The sequence below is a fragment of the Donghicola mangrovi genome, assembly GCF_013377535.1.
GTDB classification, from domain to species: Bacteria; Pseudomonadota; Alphaproteobacteria; order Rhodobacterales; family Rhodobacteraceae; genus Donghicola; species Donghicola mangrovi.
Genome location: NZ_JABCJE010000008.1, coordinates 1 through 18,090, shown reverse-complemented (window position 1 = coordinate 18,090; position 18,090 = coordinate 1). Strand labels below are relative to the sequence as shown.

The window sequence follows — 18,090 nt, the reverse complement described above, 5'->3', positions numbered from 1 at the left end:
TTTCAGGATGCTGGGTCGCGTTTGACCGCGATGTTGCGCATGATGATCTGTTCAAGGTCGGGCACGATGACAAAGGCATCGTTGTCCCGGTAAAGGCCCACCAGCAGGTCCGACGGCCAGTTGTGGCTGACGCGGGACAGGGGCTCGATGGTGCCTGCGGGGATGCTCGACACACTCAGCACCGCATCCGCCAGCAAGGCAATTTGCACAGGCCCTCTGGCGGTTGTGACGGTGACCACCACGATACGGCTTTTGTCTGTGCGCTCGCTCGTGGGCAGGTTCAGGATATCGTTGATGGTGACTTGGGGCACAACGGTGCCACGAATGTTCACCACCTTGGGCGCGAAGGGCCGCGCCGAAGGCACCCGCGTTTCCGGAAGCGGGTCCAGAATTTCGCGGATCATGATGGTGTTGATTGCCAGACGCTGCCCGCCGATCACGATGATCAGAAAAGTGGCTTCGGCGCCCGAATGCATGGTCATGCGGAAACCTCCTCTGGGGACATGATGGCGTGACGGACTTCGCGACCGGCCTCGATCAGGTGGATCGGATCAAGGATCAGCGCGACCGTCCCGTCCCCAAGGATCGTGGCGCCCGAAATCTGGGTGATGTCCTCATGCAGGGGGGACATCTGTTTGATCACGGTCTGGCTCTTGCCGATGATGCGGTCCACGACGATGCCCACATGTTCGCCGCTGGCCGAGATAACGATCAGCACCTGCGGGCCGGTGAACAGGGGCGGACAGCCCAAGACCTTGCGCAGGCGAACAAACGGCACGAAATCCCCGCGCACGTTCAGGAAATCGCTGGAGGTGGTGCCTGCGTATTTGTCGGCGGGCAGGTCCACGATCTCGTTCACGATGGAAACGGGGATGGTGTATTTCTCGTGGTCGACCTCGATCAGCAGACCTTCGACGATGGCTAAGGTCAGGGGCAGACGCAGAGTGATCTCGGTGCCTTTGCCTGCGGTGCTCTGGACATCGACCTTGCCGCGCAAGCCGTCGATGGTTTTCTTGACCACGTCCATGCCGACGCCCCTGCCCGACAGTTCAGACACTTGGGACTGGGTGGAGAAGGCCGGCTCGAAAATCAGATTGAACAGGCGATCCTGACTGACGGCCTCGTCGGGGGACAGGATGCCCTTTTCGATGGCCTTGGCGTGGATGCGGTCCGCGTCCAGCCCTTTGCCGTCGTCCTTGACCGTAACGATCACTTCGGAGCCGATGTGTTCAGCCGAAATCTGGATGCTGCCGGTGGCCTTTTTGCCGTTCGCGGTGCGGATTTCGGCCGGTTCGATCCCGTGGTCCATCGAGTTGCGGATGATGTGCACCAGCGGATCGGCCAGCTTCTCGATCATGGTTTTGTCCAGTTCGGTCTCGCGGCCGATGACCTCGAAGGTCACATCCTTGGACAGGGTCATACACAAGTCCGCCACCAACCGCTCAAAGCGCGAGGCCAGCGTGCCAAAGGGCACCATGCGGATCGACATGGCCGTATCGCGCAGCCCCAGCGACAGACGGTTGATCTGCTCGGCCAAAGCCAAAAGGTTCGGGTCCTTGGACAGACGGGCCAGCTCGCTCAGGCGGGCTTCGGCGATGACCAACTCGCCCACCTGATCGACCAGACTGTCCAGCTTGGATGTGCCCACACGGATCGACGCCTCGGCCTGCGCGGCGGGGGCCTTGGGGTGGGAGCTGGCAGAAGCCCCCGCCGGCGGCCTCGCAGGCTGTGCCGGTGTGCCGGACGCAGCGGGCGCGGAGCCATAGTCCTTGTCGACGTCGAAAAACAGGAAGACGGTGTTCAGCGCGGCCTCGTCCACATCGGCGGGCAGCTTCATGTGCCAACCGATATAGCAGGTCTCGGGGTCCAGATCGTCGAGCCCTGGCACCGCGGAAGTGTCGGCCTCGATCTCGGTCGCGCCAAGTTCGCGCAGCTCTTGCAGGATGAGCGCGGGGTTTGCCCCCAACTCCAGAACCTTGCCCTTGAGCCGGAATGAGAATGTCTTGGTCAGGTTGGTCCCTGCCCCGGCACCCTCGTCCGCGTGAACAGAATTGGCCAGACCGCTCAGGATCGCGGCACTGCGCGCGGCGGTGATATCGCTGGGGTTCACCAGATCGGGCAGCAGGTCGCTGGCCTCGAAAGACAGGCGGATGACCTCTTGGTTGACGGGGGCGTTCCCTTTGCGGAACTCGTCAAACAGGGTCTCGAAGGCGTGGGCGAATTCCGACAGCTGGGTCAGCCCGCACATGGCGCCGCTGCCCTTGATCGTGTGCAGCGCGCGGAAGGCGCCGTCGATGCTGGACTGGTCGGTAAAGTCCTTGCGCAAGGACAAGAGGCTGGTGTCGAACTGCTCTTTCAGTTCGCGCAACTCCTCTAGGAAGATTAGCAGAACCTCATTGGACATGGTCACCTCCGGTCAGCGGGGCCAGCACACCGGACAGGCCGCACTCTTGGGCAACCTTGTGAACCTCGGGGTCCGGGCATGTGATGGTGACTGCCCTGCCCTGCGCTTCGGCGCTGGCACGAATGGACAAAGCGAACTGCAACAAGCCAATAGGCGAGGGAAATCCGGTTGGCAGTTCAACCGAGTCCACAGTTCCCGATTTGAGCGAGGCAGACAGTGTCTGTGCCTCCGGGACAATGTCCTGAAAGCCCTCGCAGTGTAGCGAAAGTGTCATGATGTAGTCCGTTCCCGTTCCGGCAGGCTGGCTGCCAAAACCCAAATTTCTCCCACATCAATGATGCGCCCGTTGGCGCTAACCGCCTATGCCGTAAGACAGGCGGAATCGGGGGATTAGGAACGTGAAAACGTCCGAACGCGTGTATCGTCGGTCATCTGACGTAGGGTCACTTGACTGGTTGAGAGGTCGGCAATTATCGCTTTGGACAAAGCTAGCTTTGCAAAAAGAATTAGTTACTTCGACCAATGGTCTGTGTCAGCAGGCCCGCCACGAATCGCTAGAATCGGCCTCTAAATATCTGAAAACTCTAATATGAGGGGGTTTTGCGCGCCATTTTCAGGCGCGCGGGGTCATTCGGCGGCTGCCGCTGGCGCATCTTCTGTAAACTTGCAGCACAGGTTTGGCATGCTGTGGACCGCACATTTGTGGTTCAATCGCCAGCGGGCGCTGCGCAGTGCTGCCGTGATCGCCAGATACAATTGCGCCGGCGACACCCAATCCTTGGACACAAAGCTGTCGAAGTCGTGGGCCTCGAACGCTTGCAGCAGGTCGGTCTCGGTCTTGGCCGAGCACAGGGCGATCCCCGCGTGTTGGCCCCGCTTGGTCAGGCGCAGACGGTGCAGCACCTCCAGTTGGTCCGGCCCCATATCGTCCAGCCCCAGAACGTAGACATCCACGGCCGCAGTATCCTCAAGCATCCGCTCGGCGTTCTGGAAATACAGAACCTCCAGCTGGGGAAAGCCCCGCAACATAGAGACCAGAGCATCGGCATGATCCGGATTACGTTCGAAAATGGCTACAATAGTACGGGACAAACGGCACCTTTGATTTGATAGATCGATAAGGCTTATTTTCCGCCAATCTTTGCTGTCGCAGCAATATGGCCGTCGGTTTGTTCTGTGCCGCCTTAGGATACTCGGCTACCTCCCTACGAGGCGGCGCTACCCCGATCTGCGGTCTAATCTGCAAATTTCGCAATGCGTTCATCGGGATTGGCGCAAACACAGGCTGCCTATCTTATGGATGCGCCACACAAAAAACCCTGCGGATTGCGCCGCAGGGTTTTGATTCATCAGACCTGAGTCGGTGTCAGGTGTCAGATCAGATCGGTCGGCAGCACGGACGCCGGAATGTTCTGATAGCACACCGGACGCAGGAAGCGGCGGATCGACAGGGTGCCAACGCTGGTCGCGCCAAAGTTCGTCGACGCCGGATAGGGTCCGCCATGAACCATGGTGTCGCTGACCTCGACCCCGGTGGGGAAGCCGTTGGCCAGAACGCGGCCTGCCTTGCGCTCTAGCACAGGCAACAGGGCGCGGGCGGCGTCGGCGTCGCTGTCGTCCATGTGGATGGTGCAGGTCAGCTGGCCCTTCAGGCTGCGGGCAACCTGCATCATCTCGTCCATGTCAGTGGCCACAACGATCAGACCCAGCGGACCAAACACCTCTTCGGCCAGATGCTCGTCCGCCAGCCACTGGGCCGCAGAGGTGCGATACAGATAAGGAGTCGCGTTGCGCAGATCACAAACCGAAGTCAGCAGCTCTTGCACGCCGGTACCCGCCGCCACGCGGTCACGACCACTGCGATAGGCCGCCGCGATCCCGTCCGTCAACATGACCTGAGCGCCAACCGCCGACAGAGCGTCCCGCGCAGCCTCGGCAAAGGCTTCGCCCTCGGCCCCTTCCAATACAACCGCGATACTGGGGTTGGTGCAGAACTGCCCTGCCCCCATGGTCAGCGAACCGGCCCAACCCTGCCCCAACGCAGCGCCGCGATTGGCCACAGCGTTCGGCAGCATGAACATCGGGTTCACGGACCCCAGCTCGCCAAAGAACGGAATGGGCTCGTCCCGCTGCGCGCACAGATCAAACAGCGCACGGCCACCGGCCAGCGATCCGGTAAAGCCAACAGCCTTGATCAGCGGATGCTGGACCAACGCAGTTCCCACATCACGCTTGCCGCCCTGGATCAGGCTGAACACACCCTTGTGGACGCCGCATTTCTCGATCGCGGCATGAATGGCTTCGGCAATGATCTCGCCGGTGCCGGGATGCGCGGAATGGCCCTTGACCACAACGGGGCAACCCGCTGCCAACGCCGCCGCCGTATCCCCACCCGCAGTCGAAAACGCCAAGGGAAAGTTCGACGCCCCAAACACAGCCACCGGACCAATCGGGCGCTGCATCATCCGCAGATCCGGACGGGGCAAAGGCGCTCGATCCGGCAGCGCCTCGTCATGGCGGCGGTCCAGATAGTCACCGGCCAGAATGTGGCTCGCGAACAGACGCAACTGGCCAACGGTGCGGCCCCGCTCGCCGATCAGGCGGCCCTCGGGCAGACCGGTCTCGGAGGTGCCAATCGCCGTCACAGCCTCGCCGCGCGCATCAATCTCGTCGGCGATGGCGTTCAGAAACGCCGCCCGCTCCTCGCGCGAGGAATAGCCATAGGACCAGAACGCCTCCTCTGCGGCCTGACACGCCGCATCAACCAGCGCAGGGGTCCCGACCGAGAACGCAAAAGCCTCGCCATGGGCAGGCTCCGACTGGAACGTCGCTTCGGTGCCGATCCATTCGCCGGCCACCAGATGCTTGCCGTGGGGGGTAAAAGTCATATCCAAACTCCTCTGCCCGCGCGCCGCTGCCACGTCAGGCGATCCTTGCTTCTTCTTGCTAAAATACTCCCGCCGGAGGCAAACGCCACCGGCCACAAGGCCCAAGGTTTCCCTTGGGCCCCGCCAGATTACAAGCCTTTGGCTGCGCGCCAGGCTTCGTATTTCTTCATGTTCTCGTCTTTGGTGCAGGGATAAAGGCCGATGATCTCGGCGCCCGCATTCACCTGCTCCAGCACAAAGGCCTCATAGCTTTCCATGCCCAGACATTCATCGGCCAGTTCCTCGGCCAGATGCGCGGGGATCACCATGACGCCGTCGCGGTCACCCAGCAGGACGTCACCGGGGAACACAGCTGCATCGCCGCACGAAATCGGAACGTTGATGTCCATAGCTTCGTGCAGGGTCAGGTTGGTGGGGGCCGACGCCTTGGCGCAATAGGCGGGCATGTCCAGCGCACCGATGCCCTCGACATCGCGGAAACCCGCGTCCGACACCACGCCTGCGCAACCGCGCACGGCCAGACGGGTCACAAGGATCGAACCGGCGGTCGCGGCGCGGGCGTCCTTGCGGCCGTCCATGACGAGAACCCAACCTGCGGGGCAGGTTTCAACGGCCACACGCTGGGGATGGTCGGCATTGCGGAACACGGTGATCGGGTTGCGATCCTCGCGCGCAGGGATGTAGCGCAGGGTAAACGCCTGCCCGACCATGTTCTCGGTCATGGGGCCACACGGCGCGGCACCCTGAATGAACTGGTTGCGCAGGCCACGCTTGAACAGCGCCGTTGCGATCGACGCGGTCGAGATTTTCTTGAACTTGGCGCGGGTCTCTTCCGAGAGGATATAATCGGTCATGTCGAACCTTTAAAAAATGTCGGGCTCGCCCGCGGGCTTGCCGAAGTCGGATTGCAGGAAGTCGAAGTCACAGCCCTGATCGGCCTGCGTCACGTGTTTCGAGAACATATAGCCATAGCCCCGCTCAAAGCGCGGTTCCGGCGGGGTCAACGCGGCGCGGCGGGCCTCTAGCTCTGCCTCGTCCACCAGCATGTCGAGCGAGCGGTTGGGCAGATCCAGACGCACGACGTCGCCGGTTTTCAGCAGGGCCAGCGGGCCGCCGACATAGCTTTCGGGGCTGACGTGCAGCACACAGGCCCCATAGGACGTCCCCGACATCCGCGCGTCCGAGATGCGCAGCATATCGCGGTGGCCTTGCTTGATCAGCGCCTTGGGGATCGGCAACATCCCCCATTCAGGGAAGCCGGGACCACCCTGCGGACCCGCGTTGCGCAGCACCAGAACGTGGTCGGGCGACACATCGAGGGTTTCGTCGTCGATGGCGGCCTTCATCTCTGGGTAGCTGTCGAACACCAGCGCGGGCCCTTCGTGGACGTGGTACTTGGGATCACACGCCGCCGGTTTGATCACCGCACCGCTGGGGCACAGGTTCCCCTTCAGCACCGCCAGAGAGCCCTCGTGGTAGACGGGGTTCGACAGGGGGCGGATGACGTCGTCATTATAGACGACAGCGCCCTCAAGGTTCTCGCCCATGGACTTGCCGGTGACGGTCAGCGCCGAACAATCCATGCGGTCCTCGAGCTGCTTCATCAGCGCGCGCAGGCCACCCGCATAATAGAAGTCCTCCATCAGGTAGTCTTTGCCCGAAGGACGAACGTTCGCGATCAGCGGCGTGGTGCGGCCCAATGCGTCCAGATCATCCAGCGTCAGGTTGACGCCCGCACGGCGGGCCATCGCGATCAAGTGGACGACCGCGTTGGTCGAGCAGCCGGTGGCCATCGCGACAATCGCAGCGTTGCGGCAAGCGGCATCGGTGACGATCTGGTCGGGGGTCAGATCCTCCCACACCATCTCGACAATGCGGCGACCGCAGGCGGCGGACATGCGCTGGTGGTTGCTGTCCACCGCGGGGATCGAGGACGCCCCCGGCAAGGTCAGCCCCATCGCATCGGCAATCGCCGTCATGGTGCTGGCGGTGCCCATAGTCATACAGGTGCCAGCCGAGCGGGCGATCCCGCCCTGAACACCCAGCCATTCCGCATCGCTGATATTACCGGCGCGGCGCTCGTCCCAATATTTCCACGCGTCCGAGCCAGAGCCCAGAATTTTGCCCGCGTAGTTGCCGCGCAGCATCGGACCTGCGGGCAGATAGATCATCGGAACGCCCGCGCTGATCGCGCCCATGACCAGACCGGGGGTGGTCTTGTCACAGCCGCCCATCAGCACCACACCATCCAAGGGATGCGAGCGGATCATTTCCTCGGTCTCCATGGCCAGCATGTTGCGATAGAGCATCGAGGTCGGCTTGGTGAAGCTTTCGTCCACAGACAGGGACGGCATCTCGACCGCAAAGCCGCCCGCTTGGGCGACCCCGCGCTTCACGTCCTGCACGCGCTCTTTGAAGTGCGAGTGGCAGGTGTTCAGCTCGGACCAGGTGTTCAGCACACCGATCAGTGGCTTGCCGATGTAGTCTTCGTCGGCATAGCCAAGCTGCATCATACGGCTGCGATGGCCAAAGCTGCGCAGATCATCGGGGGCAAACCAACGCGCCGAGCGCAGGTCCATCGGGTCTTTTTTGGTCATATTCTTATCCCCTGAAAGCAAAGGTCAGCCAGCAGACAAACACGGTGAAGATCAGGCCGATGACTTCGGGCCAGTTACCAAAGCTGTGGCCGTCGCGGATTTCCTCGAGGTCGAATTCGGGGGCCACAACGTCTTCTTCCTGACGGGTGAGTTCTTGATCGGACATGTTCATTTCCTTTCCCCTCAATCCAGCATCGCAGGCAGCCACAGGGCCAGATCAGGGAAGACCAGCACAAGGAACAGTCCCACAGCCTGAAGTGCGATAAAGGGCAGAACAGCGGCAAAGATTTCCTGAAGCTCGATGTCTTTGGGCGCGACGGATTTCAGGAAGAAACACGCAGGGCCAAAGGGCGGCGACAGGTAGTAAATCTGGATGTTCATGGCGAACAGCACACCGAACCACACCGGATCAAAGCCAAGGTCGATCACCACAGGGGCAAAGATCGGCACGGTGATAAAGATGATCGCGATCCACTCAAGGAAGGTCCCCAGAACCATCACGATCAGCATCATCACGACGATCACCCAGATCGGCCCGATATCAAGCGAGGTCAGAACGCCGCGCAGGAACTCGCCCCCGCCGATGCGGTTGTAGATCCCGATCAGCGACACCGCACCAATCACCAGCCAGATGATCGAGCCAACGGTCAGAACGGTCTGGCGCATGGCGTCGCGGGTCATGGTCCAGGTCAGTTCCTTGCGGATGGCGGCCACGACCATCGCTCCGACGGCACCGATTGCGGCGGCTTCGGTCACGGTGGCAACGCCGGAATAGATCACACCCAGAACAGACCCGATCAGGATGCCGGGCAGGATCACGCCCTTGAGGAACTTCAGACGCTTGTGGAACGGCAGGCCCGTTTCGGGGATGTCATAGATCGGCGCCAGATCGGGGTTCGCCCGAACGCGGACCAGAATGTAGCCAATATACAGGATCGCCAGGATCAAACCGGGCACAGCCGAGGCCGCAAACAGCTTGGTGATCGAGACCTGAGCCGCCAGACCGTACACGATCAGCACGACCGACGGGGGGATCAGGGTCGCCAGCGCACCAGCGGCACAGATGATGCCGATCGACAGCTTGCGGTCATAACCAAGGCGCAGCATCTGCGGCAGGGCGATCAGGCCCAGCATCACGATCTCACCGCCCATGATGCCCGACATCGCAGCCAGAACCACGGCAACCACACAGGTCTGCACCGCAACCGAGCCGCGGAAACGTCCGCCCATGATGGCCATTGAATCGAACAGAGTGTTGGCGATGCCGGATCGTTCCAAGACGTTCGCCATGAAAACAAAGAACGGAACCGCGATCAGCTCGTATTTATGCAGCACTTCGCTGACGTTCGCGGCCACGATGAAAAAGCCCGCGCGCTCGCCAAAGTACAGAACCGCCGTCGCCAGCGAGACCGTCAGTGTCGTGATCCCCAGCGGGATCCCCAAGGCCATCAGGCCCAGAAGCGATACGACGATCAGAAGGGTGATAATCTCAATGCCCACCGGTCACGTCTCCTTCGGTGCGCTGCGCCCAACGGATGATGTTGGCCAGAAGTTGCAGAATATAGAAAATGCAGCCCACAAAGATCAGGACCTTCAGATAGGTCGGCTGGATCGAGTTGAGCGCGGTGCCCGAGTATTCGGTGCGGCTCAGAACCTTGGCTGCTGGGTGGTACAGGGCCATCGACAGAGTGATCACCGCGCCGGTGGCGACAATCATCTGGATCAGGCGGAACACCCGCCAGACGCGCTCGCCCACCAGTATTTCCAGCATGGTGATCGAGATATGGCGATGGCGTTCGGTGACATAGCCCACCGACAGCACCCAGGCGCTTGCACACAGGGTCATAGCCAGTTCGGTGGACCAAAGCGTCGGTGCATCAAAGCCGTATCGCGCGACCACCTCATAGGCAGACACACCGATACACGCGAAAAAGAGCACAGAGCAGGCCTGACCGACGAATACACTCACGCCGTCCATAATGTCGGCGTAGAGGGCAAGAATGCGTTTCATCGCAACTCCCCGGAAATCAGGTTGAAAGATAAAGAGGTGCCACCCTGTCGGGACAGGGCAGCACCAGAGGGGGACCGTGGATTACTTGAACAGGCCGATCTGGGTCATGTACGCGATGTGCGCATCCAGAGCTTCTTTGGCCAGTTCGGATTTCTTGGCGTACTCTTCCCACTGGACGCGGGCGACATCACGCAGCTGATCGCGGTCTTCTTGGGCCCAGTTGATGACTTCGATCTTGTCGCTTGCGTCATCGCGGGCAGCCAGAGCGGCGTCCTGCTTGGCGACTTCGGCCGCCATTGCGTACATGGCGTCATACCACCACTGGTGCAGCGCGGCCTGATCTTCGGCCGAGATGCCGTCCCATTTCTCTTTGTTGATAGTGAACTGCATCGAGGGCATCGAGTGGATGCCGGGGTACAGCGGATAGGGCGCCACATCGTGCAGGCCGGTCGCGTCATTGTTCACATAGGCCGAGGCATCCGCCGCATCGACGATGCCCTTTTCAAGAGCGCCGAACACTTCGGAGAAGGGGATCGACACGGGGCTTGCGCCCGCCGCCGAGAAGACAGCCGCTGCCAGACCTTCGGGCGAACGGATTTTCTTGCCTGCCAGGTCTTCGAAGGTGCGGATCGGGGTGCGTGCGGGCAGCGCCTCGCGCGAGTAGGGGCCACATGCCACAACGTGCACTTCGCCGCCGGTGACCGAGTCCGCTGCTTTCTGCATCATGGCTTCGCCGCCGCCGTCCTTGCAGAAGCCCAGCATCTGCTCGGGGGTGTCGTAGCCGGAAATCAGGTCGCCCATGATGGCGTATGCGGGCTCGAGGCCTGCGAAATAGTTCACCGAGGTGAAGTCGCCGTCCAGAACGCCAGCGGCAACCGCGTCGGGGGTTTCCTTGGCAGGCACAACCGAGCCGTTCGGGGTCAGCACGATGCTGATGCGGCCTTCGGTCATTTCCTCGATCTTGGGCAGCCAGTTTTCAGTGATGTACTGGGTCGAGAAGTCGCCTGCGTTGAACGACGTCTGGATGTTCAGGGTTTCGGCGCTTGCGGCGGTGCAGGCCAGCGCGGTGGTGGTCGCCAGAACTGCGAAAGTGGTTTTTGTCATCGGTGTCCTCCCGTTTTGCCGCGGGCCCTCCCTGCGGCAATTGATGTACTAATATATTAGTGCATCTCCCGCAAGAGGGTTGTATAGAATTCCCGTTACAGACGAGCAAACGCAGGACAGGTATGGGAATTCTTCCAGAGACAGCATCGGGCGGCCAAACGGCCAAGGCCCCCTCTCGGCAGCGGATCAAGCGCGGATCTGCAAGCGTGCAGTTGCACGATTCCCTGCGGGAACGGATCGTCTCTTTGGAATTGAAGCCCGGCCAGTATTTGTCGCGCAACGAAATCGCCATGGAATACGGGGTCAGCCAGACCCCTGTGCGCGATGCCTTGATCAAGCTCGAGGAAGAAGGGCTGATCGTCACCTACCCCCAATCCAAGACCGAAGTGACCCGCATCGACGTGGATCACGCGTTGGAAACCCATTTCCTGCGCCTGTCGGTTGAGTTGGAAGTCACCCGCCGTCTGGCCAAAGCGCAGGACAAATCCCTGATCGCCAAGGCCCGCGCGATTCTCGCCATGCAAGAGGCTGCTCGGGATGCGGGCGATCTGGAGGCCTTTTCCAAGCTCGACCGCGACTTCCACATGTCGCTCTACGAGGCCGCGGGCGTCGGGAACCTGCATCTTGTGATCTCGGACCGGTCGGGGCATATCGACCGACTGCGCAAACTGCACCTGCCCGATCCGGGCAAGCGGATGCAGATTTTGCAGCTTCATGCGCAGATCCTTGACGGAATTCAGGCCAGCGATCTGGCCGCCACCGAGGCCGCCGTGCGCGAGCACCTGACGGGCACCTTGGCCAAGGTCGCCGATATCCGCGCCCGCCACGCGGATTTCTTCTAGGCTATCCGGGTTTCCGTCAGGCCAATCAGCCAGTCCGCAAACCGGTGCGCGGCGGGGGTGTCGGTCTGGATGGTCAGAAAATACCCCTCTTTCGCGGGAATGCTGCGGGGGTCGGCCATCACCAGCCGCCCCGAGGCCAAGGCATGCCCCGCCAACACCGCACTGACCAGCGCGACCCCGTTCCCTTGGGCCGCCAGCCCCAATGCCGCGCCATAGGTGTCCACGAACAGGCTAGGGCGCAGCCCCTGAACCCCCATCGCCTGCCCCCAACCGGACCATCCGTCCGACGTCCCCACGGATTCAATCAGCGGCAGGGCTGCAACCCCACCGTCTAGCTGGGGTGACTTCAGCGCAATCAGGCGGTTCGGTGTCAGCGCCCGCGCGCGTGGGCCCGCTTGCTTGCGCGTGCCAAAGAATATCTGCAAGTCCGCCTGCGCGGCCGTGAAATCATCGGGCCAGATCGTACTGAGCAGCCGCAAGGACACCTCGGGCCGGTCTGCCAGAAATTCCGGCAGCGCGGGCCCGATCACCCAATCGATCATGCTGACGGAGGAGGCGATGGTCAGGTGATCCCCTTCGGCCACCAACCCGAACTGAGCTGTTGCGGCGGACAGGGTTTCCAGCGCGGCCTCGACCTTGGGCAGCAGTTTGCGCCCGTCATCGGTCAGGGCCAGCCCCCGCGCCTGCCGGATGAACAGAACCGCCCCCAGCCGCGTCTCCAGCGCCCGAATTTGCTGACTGACCGCCGATTGAGTCATCGCCAACTCCTCGGCCGCAGCGGTGAAACTCAGCCTGCGGGCAGAGGCCTCGAACGCGCGGAACCAGTTCAGGGGCGGTAGGGATTTCTTCATGGTGCAACCCAGCCATTAGTCATGCTTATGCCTGAGGGTGAGTTTCCTTCGTTTGTCCAAAATGTCCATGCCGATCATAGCTTTTCCCAACAGAAACGAGGGAAGCGCATGGAACCTGAAATCCGTAAAATCGTGACCTATGACGAAGAGGTCCTGATCGAGGGCTTTCGCAAAGCCGAAACCCCGTGGCGCATGTTCGCCGTGGCAGCCGTGGTCAAGAATCCTTGGGCTGGCCGGTACGTCGAGGATCTTAAACCCGAAATCCACGCCTATGGTCCGGTGCTGGGGCAGTTGCTGACCGAACGCATGGTCGCGCTGGCCGGAGGCGGGGACAAGATCGAAGCCTATGGCAAAGCTGCCGTCGTCGGTCTGGACGGAGAGGTCGAGCACGCCTCGGGGCTGATCCACACCCTGCGCTTTGGCAACCACTATCGTCAGGCGGTCGAGGCCAAATCCTATCTGTCGTTCACCAACACCCGTGGCCCCGCGAACGCGGCGATCATGGTGCCTCTGATGGACAAGAACGATGCGGGCCGTCGCTCGCATTACCTGACCATCCAGTTCGCGATCCCCGATGCCCCCCGTGCCGATGAGATCGTCGTTGTGCTGGGAGCGGCGACCTCGGGGCGGCCTCATCACCGCATCGGCGACCGGTATCAGGACCTCAAGGAACTGGGAAATGATCTGGACAACCCGGCCTCGGTCTAGGGTTGGGGATCTGGCAGCGATCACTTGCGGGGACGGCCCGCTGGTGGTCCTGCTGCACGGCGTTGGCCTGCGGGCCGAGGCTTGGGGCGCGCAGATCGACGCGCTGTCGGGGCGCTACGGGATCATGGCGCCGGATATGGCGGGACACGGGGACAGCCCCTTGTTCGAGACCCCGCCCGCGCTGGCCGATTACACCGATCGGGTGGCGGCCGCACTGGACCGACCGGCGATTGTGGTGGGCCATTCGATGGGCTCGATGATCGCGCTGGATCTGGCTGCGCGCTATCCGGATCGGGTCTTGGGGGTGGCGGCGCTGAACGCCATCTTCCGCCGGTCCGAGGCCGCCAAGGCCGCCGTTCTGGCCCGTGCCGCCTCGCTGGATGGGGAAACGGTTGCCGACCCGGAGCCGCCCTTGGTTCGCTGGTTCGGCAACAGCCCCAGCCCCGAACGCGCGGCCTGCGGCGACTGGCTGCGCAGCGCCGATCCGCGCGGGTACCGCGATGCCTATAGGGTCTTTGCGTCCTGCGACGGCCCCGATGATGACGCCCTGACGGGCCTGCCCTGCCCCGCCCTGTTCATGACAGGGGCAGAGGAACCGAATTCCACCCCCGAGATGTCGCAGCAAATGGCGGCGTTGGTGCCTGACGGCGCCACGCTGGTCCTGCCCGATGCTACGCACATGATGCCCATGACCCACGCCGCGCAGGTGAATGCGGCGCTAGAGCAGTTCATAGAAAGGTGCCTGAAATGACCGCGTTCGACCCGCGCGCCCTGCGCAGCGCCTTTGGGCGGTTCATGACCGGCGTGACCGTAGTGACGGCGCGCACGGCCGATGGCACGCCTGTGGGGTTCACGGCGAACTCCTTTACTTCGGTGTCGATGGACCCGCCTTTGCTGCTGGTCTGTCCGGGCAAGTTCCTGTCCACCTACGACACCTTCGCCACCTGCACCGCCTTCGCGATCAGCATTCTGGCCGAAGGGCAAGAGAACACCGCCACCACCTTTGCCAGCTTCAAAGGCGACCGGTTCGCTGCAGTCCCCCACACGCTGGATGCGCGCGGCATTCCCCTGATCGACGGGGCCATCGCGACATTCTCTTGCACCACCCATTCGGCGACGGCGGCGGGGGACCACACCATTCTGATCGGTGAGGTCACCGATTTCACCAGCCCCGGCGGGCGGGGATTGGGTTATGCGAACGGGCAGTTCTTTAGCCTCGGGCTAGAGAGGTCGGCGCGCGACCCCTCAGCCAAGGTCAACCTGTGCGGCGCGGTGCTGCGCTACATGGATCGGGTGCTGCTGGAGCAAACCGATCAGGGCTACCGCCTGCCCCTGTTCCGGACGCCGGACCGGATGGGCCTGCGCGATACGCTGGCCGCAGGGCTAGCCGCGCGTCACGTGGCTGCCGATCTGGGGCCGGTCTATTCCGTCTACGAGGACGCCGCCACAGGTGAACACTTTGCTTGGCTTCTGGCCAAGGTCAGCGCGGTCGAACCGACCTCGGGATTGGTCGCCGTGCCGATCGACGACCTGCCGGGCCTGCGCTTTGCCTCGGCCCCCGTGGGCCGGATGATGGCCCGTTTCGCGGCGGAATCCCGCACGCGCGATTTCACACTCTACCTCGGGGATGCGGACCGGGGTGAAATCCACGCATTACAGGAAAGGGGCTGAACCCATGGAATTCTCTCTCTTTGCGCATATGGAGCGCCTGACCCCCGACCAGTCCCACGCGACCCTGTATTCGGAATTTGTGGACCTATGCAAAATGGCCGATGACGGCGGGATGCGCGCGATCTGGACCGGCGAACACCACGGGATGGAGTTCACGATTGCCCCGAACCCGCTGATGTCCTTGGTCGATCTGGCGCACCACACCAAGAACGTCCGCCTTGGCACCGGCACCGTGATTGCCCCCTTCTGGCACCCGATCAAACTGGCCGGAGAGGCCGCCGCCGCCGACCTGATGACCGGAGGCCGCTTGGAACTGGGGATCGCCCGCGGGGCCTATTCCTATGAGTACGAGCGCGTGATGCCCGGTTTGGACGCGTGGGAGGCTGGCCAGCGGATGCGCGAAACCGCCCCCATTCTGCGCAAGCTTTGGCAGGGGGATTATGCCCACGAAGGGCAGTACTATACCTTCCCGTGCAGCACGTCCTCGCCCAAGCCGGTGCAGCAAGACGGCCCGCCGATCTGGATCGCCGCCCGCGATCCCAACAGCCACGAATTCGGGGTCCACAACGGGTTCAACATTCAGGTGACCCCCCTGTGGCAAGGCATGGAGGAGATCAACTCCCTGATGGACCGGTTCAACGCTGCCTGCGCCACCCACGAAGGGCCCCGCCCCAAGATCATGCTGCTGCACCACACCTATGTGGGCAGCGATGACGAGGATGTCGGTCAAGCCACCCGCGATCTGTCTCGCTATTACGCGTATTTCAGCGCGTGGTTCCAGAACAAGCGACCCATCTCCCAAGGCCTGATCGCCACCCTGTCGGACGACGAAGTCAACGCCAACGCCATGATGGCCCCCGACAATCTGGCCCGCGATCTGACCGTCGGCACCAAGCAGCAGGTGATCGACAAACTCAAACGCTACGAGGATCTGGGCTATGACGAGTTCTCGTTCTGGATCGACAGCGGCATGAGCGCCGAGCGCAAGCGGGCGTCCCTGTCCCGCTTTATCGACGACGTGATGCCCGCCTTCCACTAAGCCCGAGGAGAGACCCATGCAGCATTTCCAGCTGTTCATCGACGGAGCCTTCTGCGAGGGCGCGACCAGCCAGACCATGACCACCCAGAACCCCGCCACGGGGCAGGATTGGGCGACCTTCGCCTGCGCTTCGGCTCAGGATGTGGACCGCGCCGTCGGCGCCGCCAAACGGGCGCTGGACGATCCAGCGTGGCGGGGCCTCAGCCAGACGGCGCGGGGCAAGCTCTTGTACAAACTGGCGGACTTGATCGAAGCAAACGCAGAACATCTGGGCCGGATCGAAACCACCGACAGCGGCAAGCTGCTGGCCGAAACCGCGACCCAGACCCGCTATGTGGGCGACTACTATCGCTATTACGCGGGCCTCGCGGACAAGATCGAAGGCGCGGTTCTGCCCATCGACAAACCCGACATGCATGTGTTTACCCGCCGCGAACCCATCGGCGTGGTCGCCGCCGTCGTGCCGTGGAACGCGCAGATGTTCCTGACGGCGACGAAACTGGGGCCCGCCTTGGCCGCTGGCTGCACGGTTGTGCTCAAGGCCTCAGAAGTGGCCCCCGCCCCGATGCTGGAATTCGCCCGCCTGATCGCCGAGGCTGGGTTCCCCGCAGGCGTGGTCTCAGTCATCACCGGCGATGCCGAGGGCTGCGCCATCCCTCTGACCCGCCACCCCGACGTGGACCGCATCGCCTTTACCGGCGGGCCGGAAACCGCGCGCCATGTGATCCGCAACTCGGCCGAGAATTTCGCCGTCACCTCACTGGAACTGGGGGGGAAATCCCCGATCATCGTGTTCGAGGACGCCGATCTGGACGGCGCTGCGAACGGGCTGATCGCCGGGAATTTCGGTGCCTCGGGCCAAAGCTGCGTGGCCGGATCACGCGGGCTCATTCACCGCCCGATCCTGAAGGCCCTGATCGAACGCATCGCCGAAAAGGCCGCTGGCATCGTGGTCGGCGACCCGCTGGACGGTACCACCCACATCGGCCCCCTCTGCACCAAGGCGCAGGTCGCGAAAATCGGCGACACATTGGCCAAAGCCCGATCCCAAGGGGCTACCATCCACTTCGGCGGCGCCCCGCTGGAGCGGGACGGCAACTACATGGCCCCGACGCTGGTGGAATGCGCTGACCCCGACACCGAAACCCTGAAGGTCGAGATGTTCGGCCCCGTCATGTCCCTACTGCCCTTCGACACCGAAGAAGAGGCCATCGCGCTGGCCAATCATTCGGACTTCGGCCTTGGGTCGGGCGTTTTCACCCGCGATCTGGCACGGGCCCATCGGGTGTCCAGCCGCCTGCGATCAGGTATTTGCTGGGTGAACACCTACCGCGCCATCTCGCCGATCGCACCGTTTGGGGGCTTCAACCAGTCGGGCTATGGCCGCGAGGCTGGCGCCGAGGCGGTGCTGGACTATACCCGCACAAAAACCGTGTGGATCAATACATCCGAGCAGCCAATGGCGAACCCGTTCGTCATGCGCTAGGCCAAAGCGGTTGCGCAGGGCCCCCGTCCTGCGCATCTTGCGTCTCGAACTGCCTTTGAACCCCGAGGACCCAATGCCCCACGCCGACCTGTATTATTCTGCCGACCAGACCCTGCCCGTCAAAGAGGTGCTGCAGCAGATCGAAAAGACGATCCACGACTTCGACCCCTCCTCAGGGGCCTGCAAAGGGCGCGCGCATCCGATTGCCGAATTCAATCACAGCCACATCTATCTGCGTCTGGCCATGCTGCCCAAAGAGCACCGGGATTCAGCCTTTGCCAAGGAACTTGCCACACGCCTGTCGCAGGTGCTGGTGCCTCACGCGACAGCCCCTTGCGGCGTGAACGTGAATATCCTGTTTGAATTGGTGAACTACACCTCTGTCACCGTTTGAAACTAAAGGGATCGGGGGGCGCGCTTTCCCCGCGGACCAGAATTCGAAAGGACGCGGCTGCACATGCGCTCGCGTCTTTTTAATTTGCAATGAAT

The 18,090-nt window shown here is 62.5% G+C and carries 19 protein-coding genes; 7 read left to right on the top strand and 12 right to left on the bottom strand.

From position 1 onward, the window contains the following. Positions 1-2 precede the first annotated feature (2 nt). From HJ536_RS14880 to dctP, 11 genes are all read right to left on the bottom strand, one after another. Complete coding sequence (locus HJ536_RS14880; RefSeq protein WP_176855586.1) at positions 3-482, bottom strand: chemotaxis protein CheW; 480 nt, start codon at positions 480-482, stop codon at positions 3-5. Then, entirely contained in the window at positions 479-2,404 is a 1,926-nt protein-coding gene (locus HJ536_RS14875) for a chemotaxis protein CheA (protein ID WP_177158302.1), read from the bottom strand. The genes HJ536_RS14880 and HJ536_RS14875 overlap by 4 nt, the downstream gene beginning before the upstream one ends. Beyond that, on the bottom strand, positions 2,394-2,678 hold the full coding sequence (locus HJ536_RS14870) for a hypothetical protein (RefSeq protein ID WP_177158301.1): 285 nt from the start codon (positions 2,676-2,678) through the stop codon (positions 2,394-2,396). Before HJ536_RS14870 ends, HJ536_RS14875 begins: the two co-directional genes overlap by 11 nt. 353 nt (positions 2,679-3,031) lie before the next feature. Further along, complete coding sequence (locus tag HJ536_RS14865) at positions 3,032-3,496, bottom strand: response regulator transcription factor (protein ID WP_176855583.1); 465 nt, start codon at positions 3,494-3,496, stop codon at positions 3,032-3,034. Positions 3,497-3,777: 281 nt separating this feature from the next. Beyond that, entirely contained in the window at positions 3,778-5,292 is a 1,515-nt protein-coding gene (locus HJ536_RS14860) for an aldehyde dehydrogenase (NADP(+)) (RefSeq protein ID WP_177158300.1), read from the bottom strand. A 128-nt stretch (positions 5,293-5,420) separates the two neighbouring features. Continuing rightward, positions 5,421-6,146: a ribonuclease activity regulator RraA gene (locus tag HJ536_RS14855; protein WP_177158299.1), complete on the bottom strand. Its 726-nt coding sequence runs from the start codon at positions 6,144-6,146 to the stop codon at positions 5,421-5,423. Between the two features lie 9 nt (positions 6,147-6,155). Beyond that, entirely contained in the window at positions 6,156-7,889 is a 1,734-nt protein-coding gene (gene araD / locus HJ536_RS14850; protein ID WP_177158298.1) for an L-arabinonate dehydratase, read from the bottom strand. A gap of 4 nt (positions 7,890-7,893) precedes the next feature. Then, entirely contained in the window at positions 7,894-8,055 is a 162-nt protein-coding gene (locus HJ536_RS14845; RefSeq protein WP_176855579.1) for a hypothetical protein, read from the bottom strand. A gap of 17 nt (positions 8,056-8,072) precedes the next feature. Next, the gene (locus HJ536_RS14840; protein WP_176855578.1) at positions 8,073-9,389 is read right to left on the bottom strand and encodes a TRAP transporter large permease subunit; all 1,317 of its coding nucleotides are present in this window, start codon (positions 9,387-9,389) and stop codon (positions 8,073-8,075) included. Beyond that, positions 9,379-9,900, bottom strand: a complete 522-nt coding sequence (locus HJ536_RS14835) for a TRAP transporter small permease subunit (protein ID WP_176855577.1) — start codon at positions 9,898-9,900, stop codon at positions 9,379-9,381. The genes HJ536_RS14840 and HJ536_RS14835 overlap by 11 nt, the downstream gene beginning before the upstream one ends. 81 nt (positions 9,901-9,981) lie before the next feature. After that, complete coding sequence (gene dctP, locus HJ536_RS14830) at positions 9,982-11,004, bottom strand: TRAP transporter substrate-binding protein DctP (RefSeq protein ID WP_176855576.1); 1,023 nt, start codon at positions 11,002-11,004, stop codon at positions 9,982-9,984. A 122-nt stretch (positions 11,005-11,126) separates the two neighbouring features. Between dctP and HJ536_RS14825 the strand changes: the two genes are divergently transcribed. Further along, positions 11,127-11,846: a GntR family transcriptional regulator gene (locus HJ536_RS14825; RefSeq protein ID WP_177158297.1), complete on the top strand. Its 720-nt coding sequence runs from the start codon at positions 11,127-11,129 to the stop codon at positions 11,844-11,846. On the opposite strand, the gene HJ536_RS14820 is transcribed toward HJ536_RS14825, so the two are convergent. Then, positions 11,843-12,697 carry a LysR family transcriptional regulator gene (locus HJ536_RS14820; RefSeq protein ID WP_177158296.1) on the bottom strand — a complete coding sequence of 285 codons (855 nt, stop codon included), beginning with the start codon at positions 12,695-12,697 and terminating at the stop codon, positions 11,843-11,845. The genes HJ536_RS14825 and HJ536_RS14820 overlap by 4 nt on opposite strands. 108 nt (positions 12,698-12,805) lie before the next feature. Here HJ536_RS14820 and HJ536_RS14815 point away from each other — a divergent pair, with 108 nt between their 5' ends. From HJ536_RS14815 to HJ536_RS14790, 6 genes are all read left to right on the top strand, one after another. Further along, positions 12,806-13,405, top strand: a complete 600-nt coding sequence (locus HJ536_RS14815) for an amino acid synthesis family protein (protein WP_177158295.1) — start codon at positions 12,806-12,808, stop codon at positions 13,403-13,405. Continuing rightward, entirely contained in the window at positions 13,377-14,156 is a 780-nt protein-coding gene (locus HJ536_RS14810) for an alpha/beta fold hydrolase (protein WP_177158294.1), read from the top strand. Before HJ536_RS14815 ends, HJ536_RS14810 begins: the two co-directional genes overlap by 29 nt. Further along, entirely contained in the window at positions 14,153-15,076 is a 924-nt protein-coding gene (locus HJ536_RS14805; protein ID WP_177158293.1) for a flavin reductase family protein, read from the top strand. Before HJ536_RS14810 ends, HJ536_RS14805 begins: the two co-directional genes overlap by 4 nt. 4 nt (positions 15,077-15,080) lie before the next feature. Then, positions 15,081-16,115: an LLM class flavin-dependent oxidoreductase gene (locus tag HJ536_RS14800; RefSeq protein ID WP_177158292.1), complete on the top strand. Its 1,035-nt coding sequence runs from the start codon at positions 15,081-15,083 to the stop codon at positions 16,113-16,115. A gap of 16 nt (positions 16,116-16,131) precedes the next feature. Further along, positions 16,132-17,601: an aldehyde dehydrogenase gene (locus HJ536_RS14795; RefSeq protein WP_177158291.1), complete on the top strand. Its 1,470-nt coding sequence runs from the start codon at positions 16,132-16,134 to the stop codon at positions 17,599-17,601. 73 nt (positions 17,602-17,674) lie between these two features. Then, positions 17,675-17,995, top strand: coding sequence for a hypothetical protein (locus tag HJ536_RS14790; protein WP_176855568.1), 321 nt, complete (start codon positions 17,675-17,677; stop codon positions 17,993-17,995). The last annotated feature ends 95 nt before the right edge of the window (positions 17,996-18,090 follow it).

What these genes read in the sequence shown, in the direction of transcription:
- HJ536_RS14880 (WP_176855586.1), bottom strand. Translation starts at nt 482, where the DNA reads ATGACCATGCATTCGGGCGCCGAAGCCACTTTTCTGATCATCGTGATC.
- HJ536_RS14875 (WP_177158302.1), bottom strand. Translation starts at nt 2,404, where the DNA reads ATGTCCAATGAGGTTCTGCTAATCTTCCTAGAGGAGTTGCGCGAACTG.
- HJ536_RS14870 (WP_177158301.1), bottom strand. Translation starts at nt 2,678, where the DNA reads ATGACACTTTCGCTACACTGCGAGGGCTTTCAGGACATTGTCCCGGAG.
- HJ536_RS14860 (WP_177158300.1), bottom strand. Translation starts at nt 5,292, where the DNA reads ATGACTTTTACCCCCCACGGCAAGCATCTGGTGGCCGGCGAATGGATC.
- HJ536_RS14855 (WP_177158299.1), bottom strand. Translation starts at nt 6,146, where the DNA reads ATGACCGATTATATCCTCTCGGAAGAGACCCGCGCCAAGTTCAAGAAA.
- araD (WP_177158298.1), bottom strand. Translation starts at nt 7,889, where the DNA reads ATGACCAAAAAAGACCCGATGGACCTGCGCTCGGCGCGTTGGTTTGCC.
- HJ536_RS14845 (WP_176855579.1), bottom strand. Translation starts at nt 8,055, where the DNA reads ATGTCCGATCAAGAACTCACCCGTCAGGAAGAAGACGTTGTGGCCCCC.
- HJ536_RS14835 (WP_176855577.1), bottom strand. Translation starts at nt 9,900, where the DNA reads ATGAAACGCATTCTTGCCCTCTACGCCGACATTATGGACGGCGTGAGT.
- dctP (WP_176855576.1), bottom strand. Translation starts at nt 11,004, where the DNA reads ATGACAAAAACCACTTTCGCAGTTCTGGCGACCACCACCGCGCTGGCC.
- HJ536_RS14825 (WP_177158297.1), top strand. Translation starts at nt 11,127, where the DNA reads ATGGGAATTCTTCCAGAGACAGCATCGGGCGGCCAAACGGCCAAGGCC.
- HJ536_RS14820 (WP_177158296.1), bottom strand. Translation starts at nt 12,697, where the DNA reads ATGAAGAAATCCCTACCGCCCCTGAACTGGTTCCGCGCGTTCGAGGCC.
- HJ536_RS14815 (WP_177158295.1), top strand. Translation starts at nt 12,806, where the DNA reads ATGGAACCTGAAATCCGTAAAATCGTGACCTATGACGAAGAGGTCCTG.
- HJ536_RS14810 (WP_177158294.1), top strand. Translation starts at nt 13,377, where the DNA reads ATGATCTGGACAACCCGGCCTCGGTCTAGGGTTGGGGATCTGGCAGCG.
- HJ536_RS14805 (WP_177158293.1), top strand. Translation starts at nt 14,153, where the DNA reads ATGACCGCGTTCGACCCGCGCGCCCTGCGCAGCGCCTTTGGGCGGTTC.
- HJ536_RS14800 (WP_177158292.1), top strand. Translation starts at nt 15,081, where the DNA reads ATGGAATTCTCTCTCTTTGCGCATATGGAGCGCCTGACCCCCGACCAG.
- HJ536_RS14795 (WP_177158291.1), top strand. Translation starts at nt 16,132, where the DNA reads ATGCAGCATTTCCAGCTGTTCATCGACGGAGCCTTCTGCGAGGGCGCG.
- HJ536_RS14790 (WP_176855568.1), top strand. Translation starts at nt 17,675, where the DNA reads ATGCCCCACGCCGACCTGTATTATTCTGCCGACCAGACCCTGCCCGTC.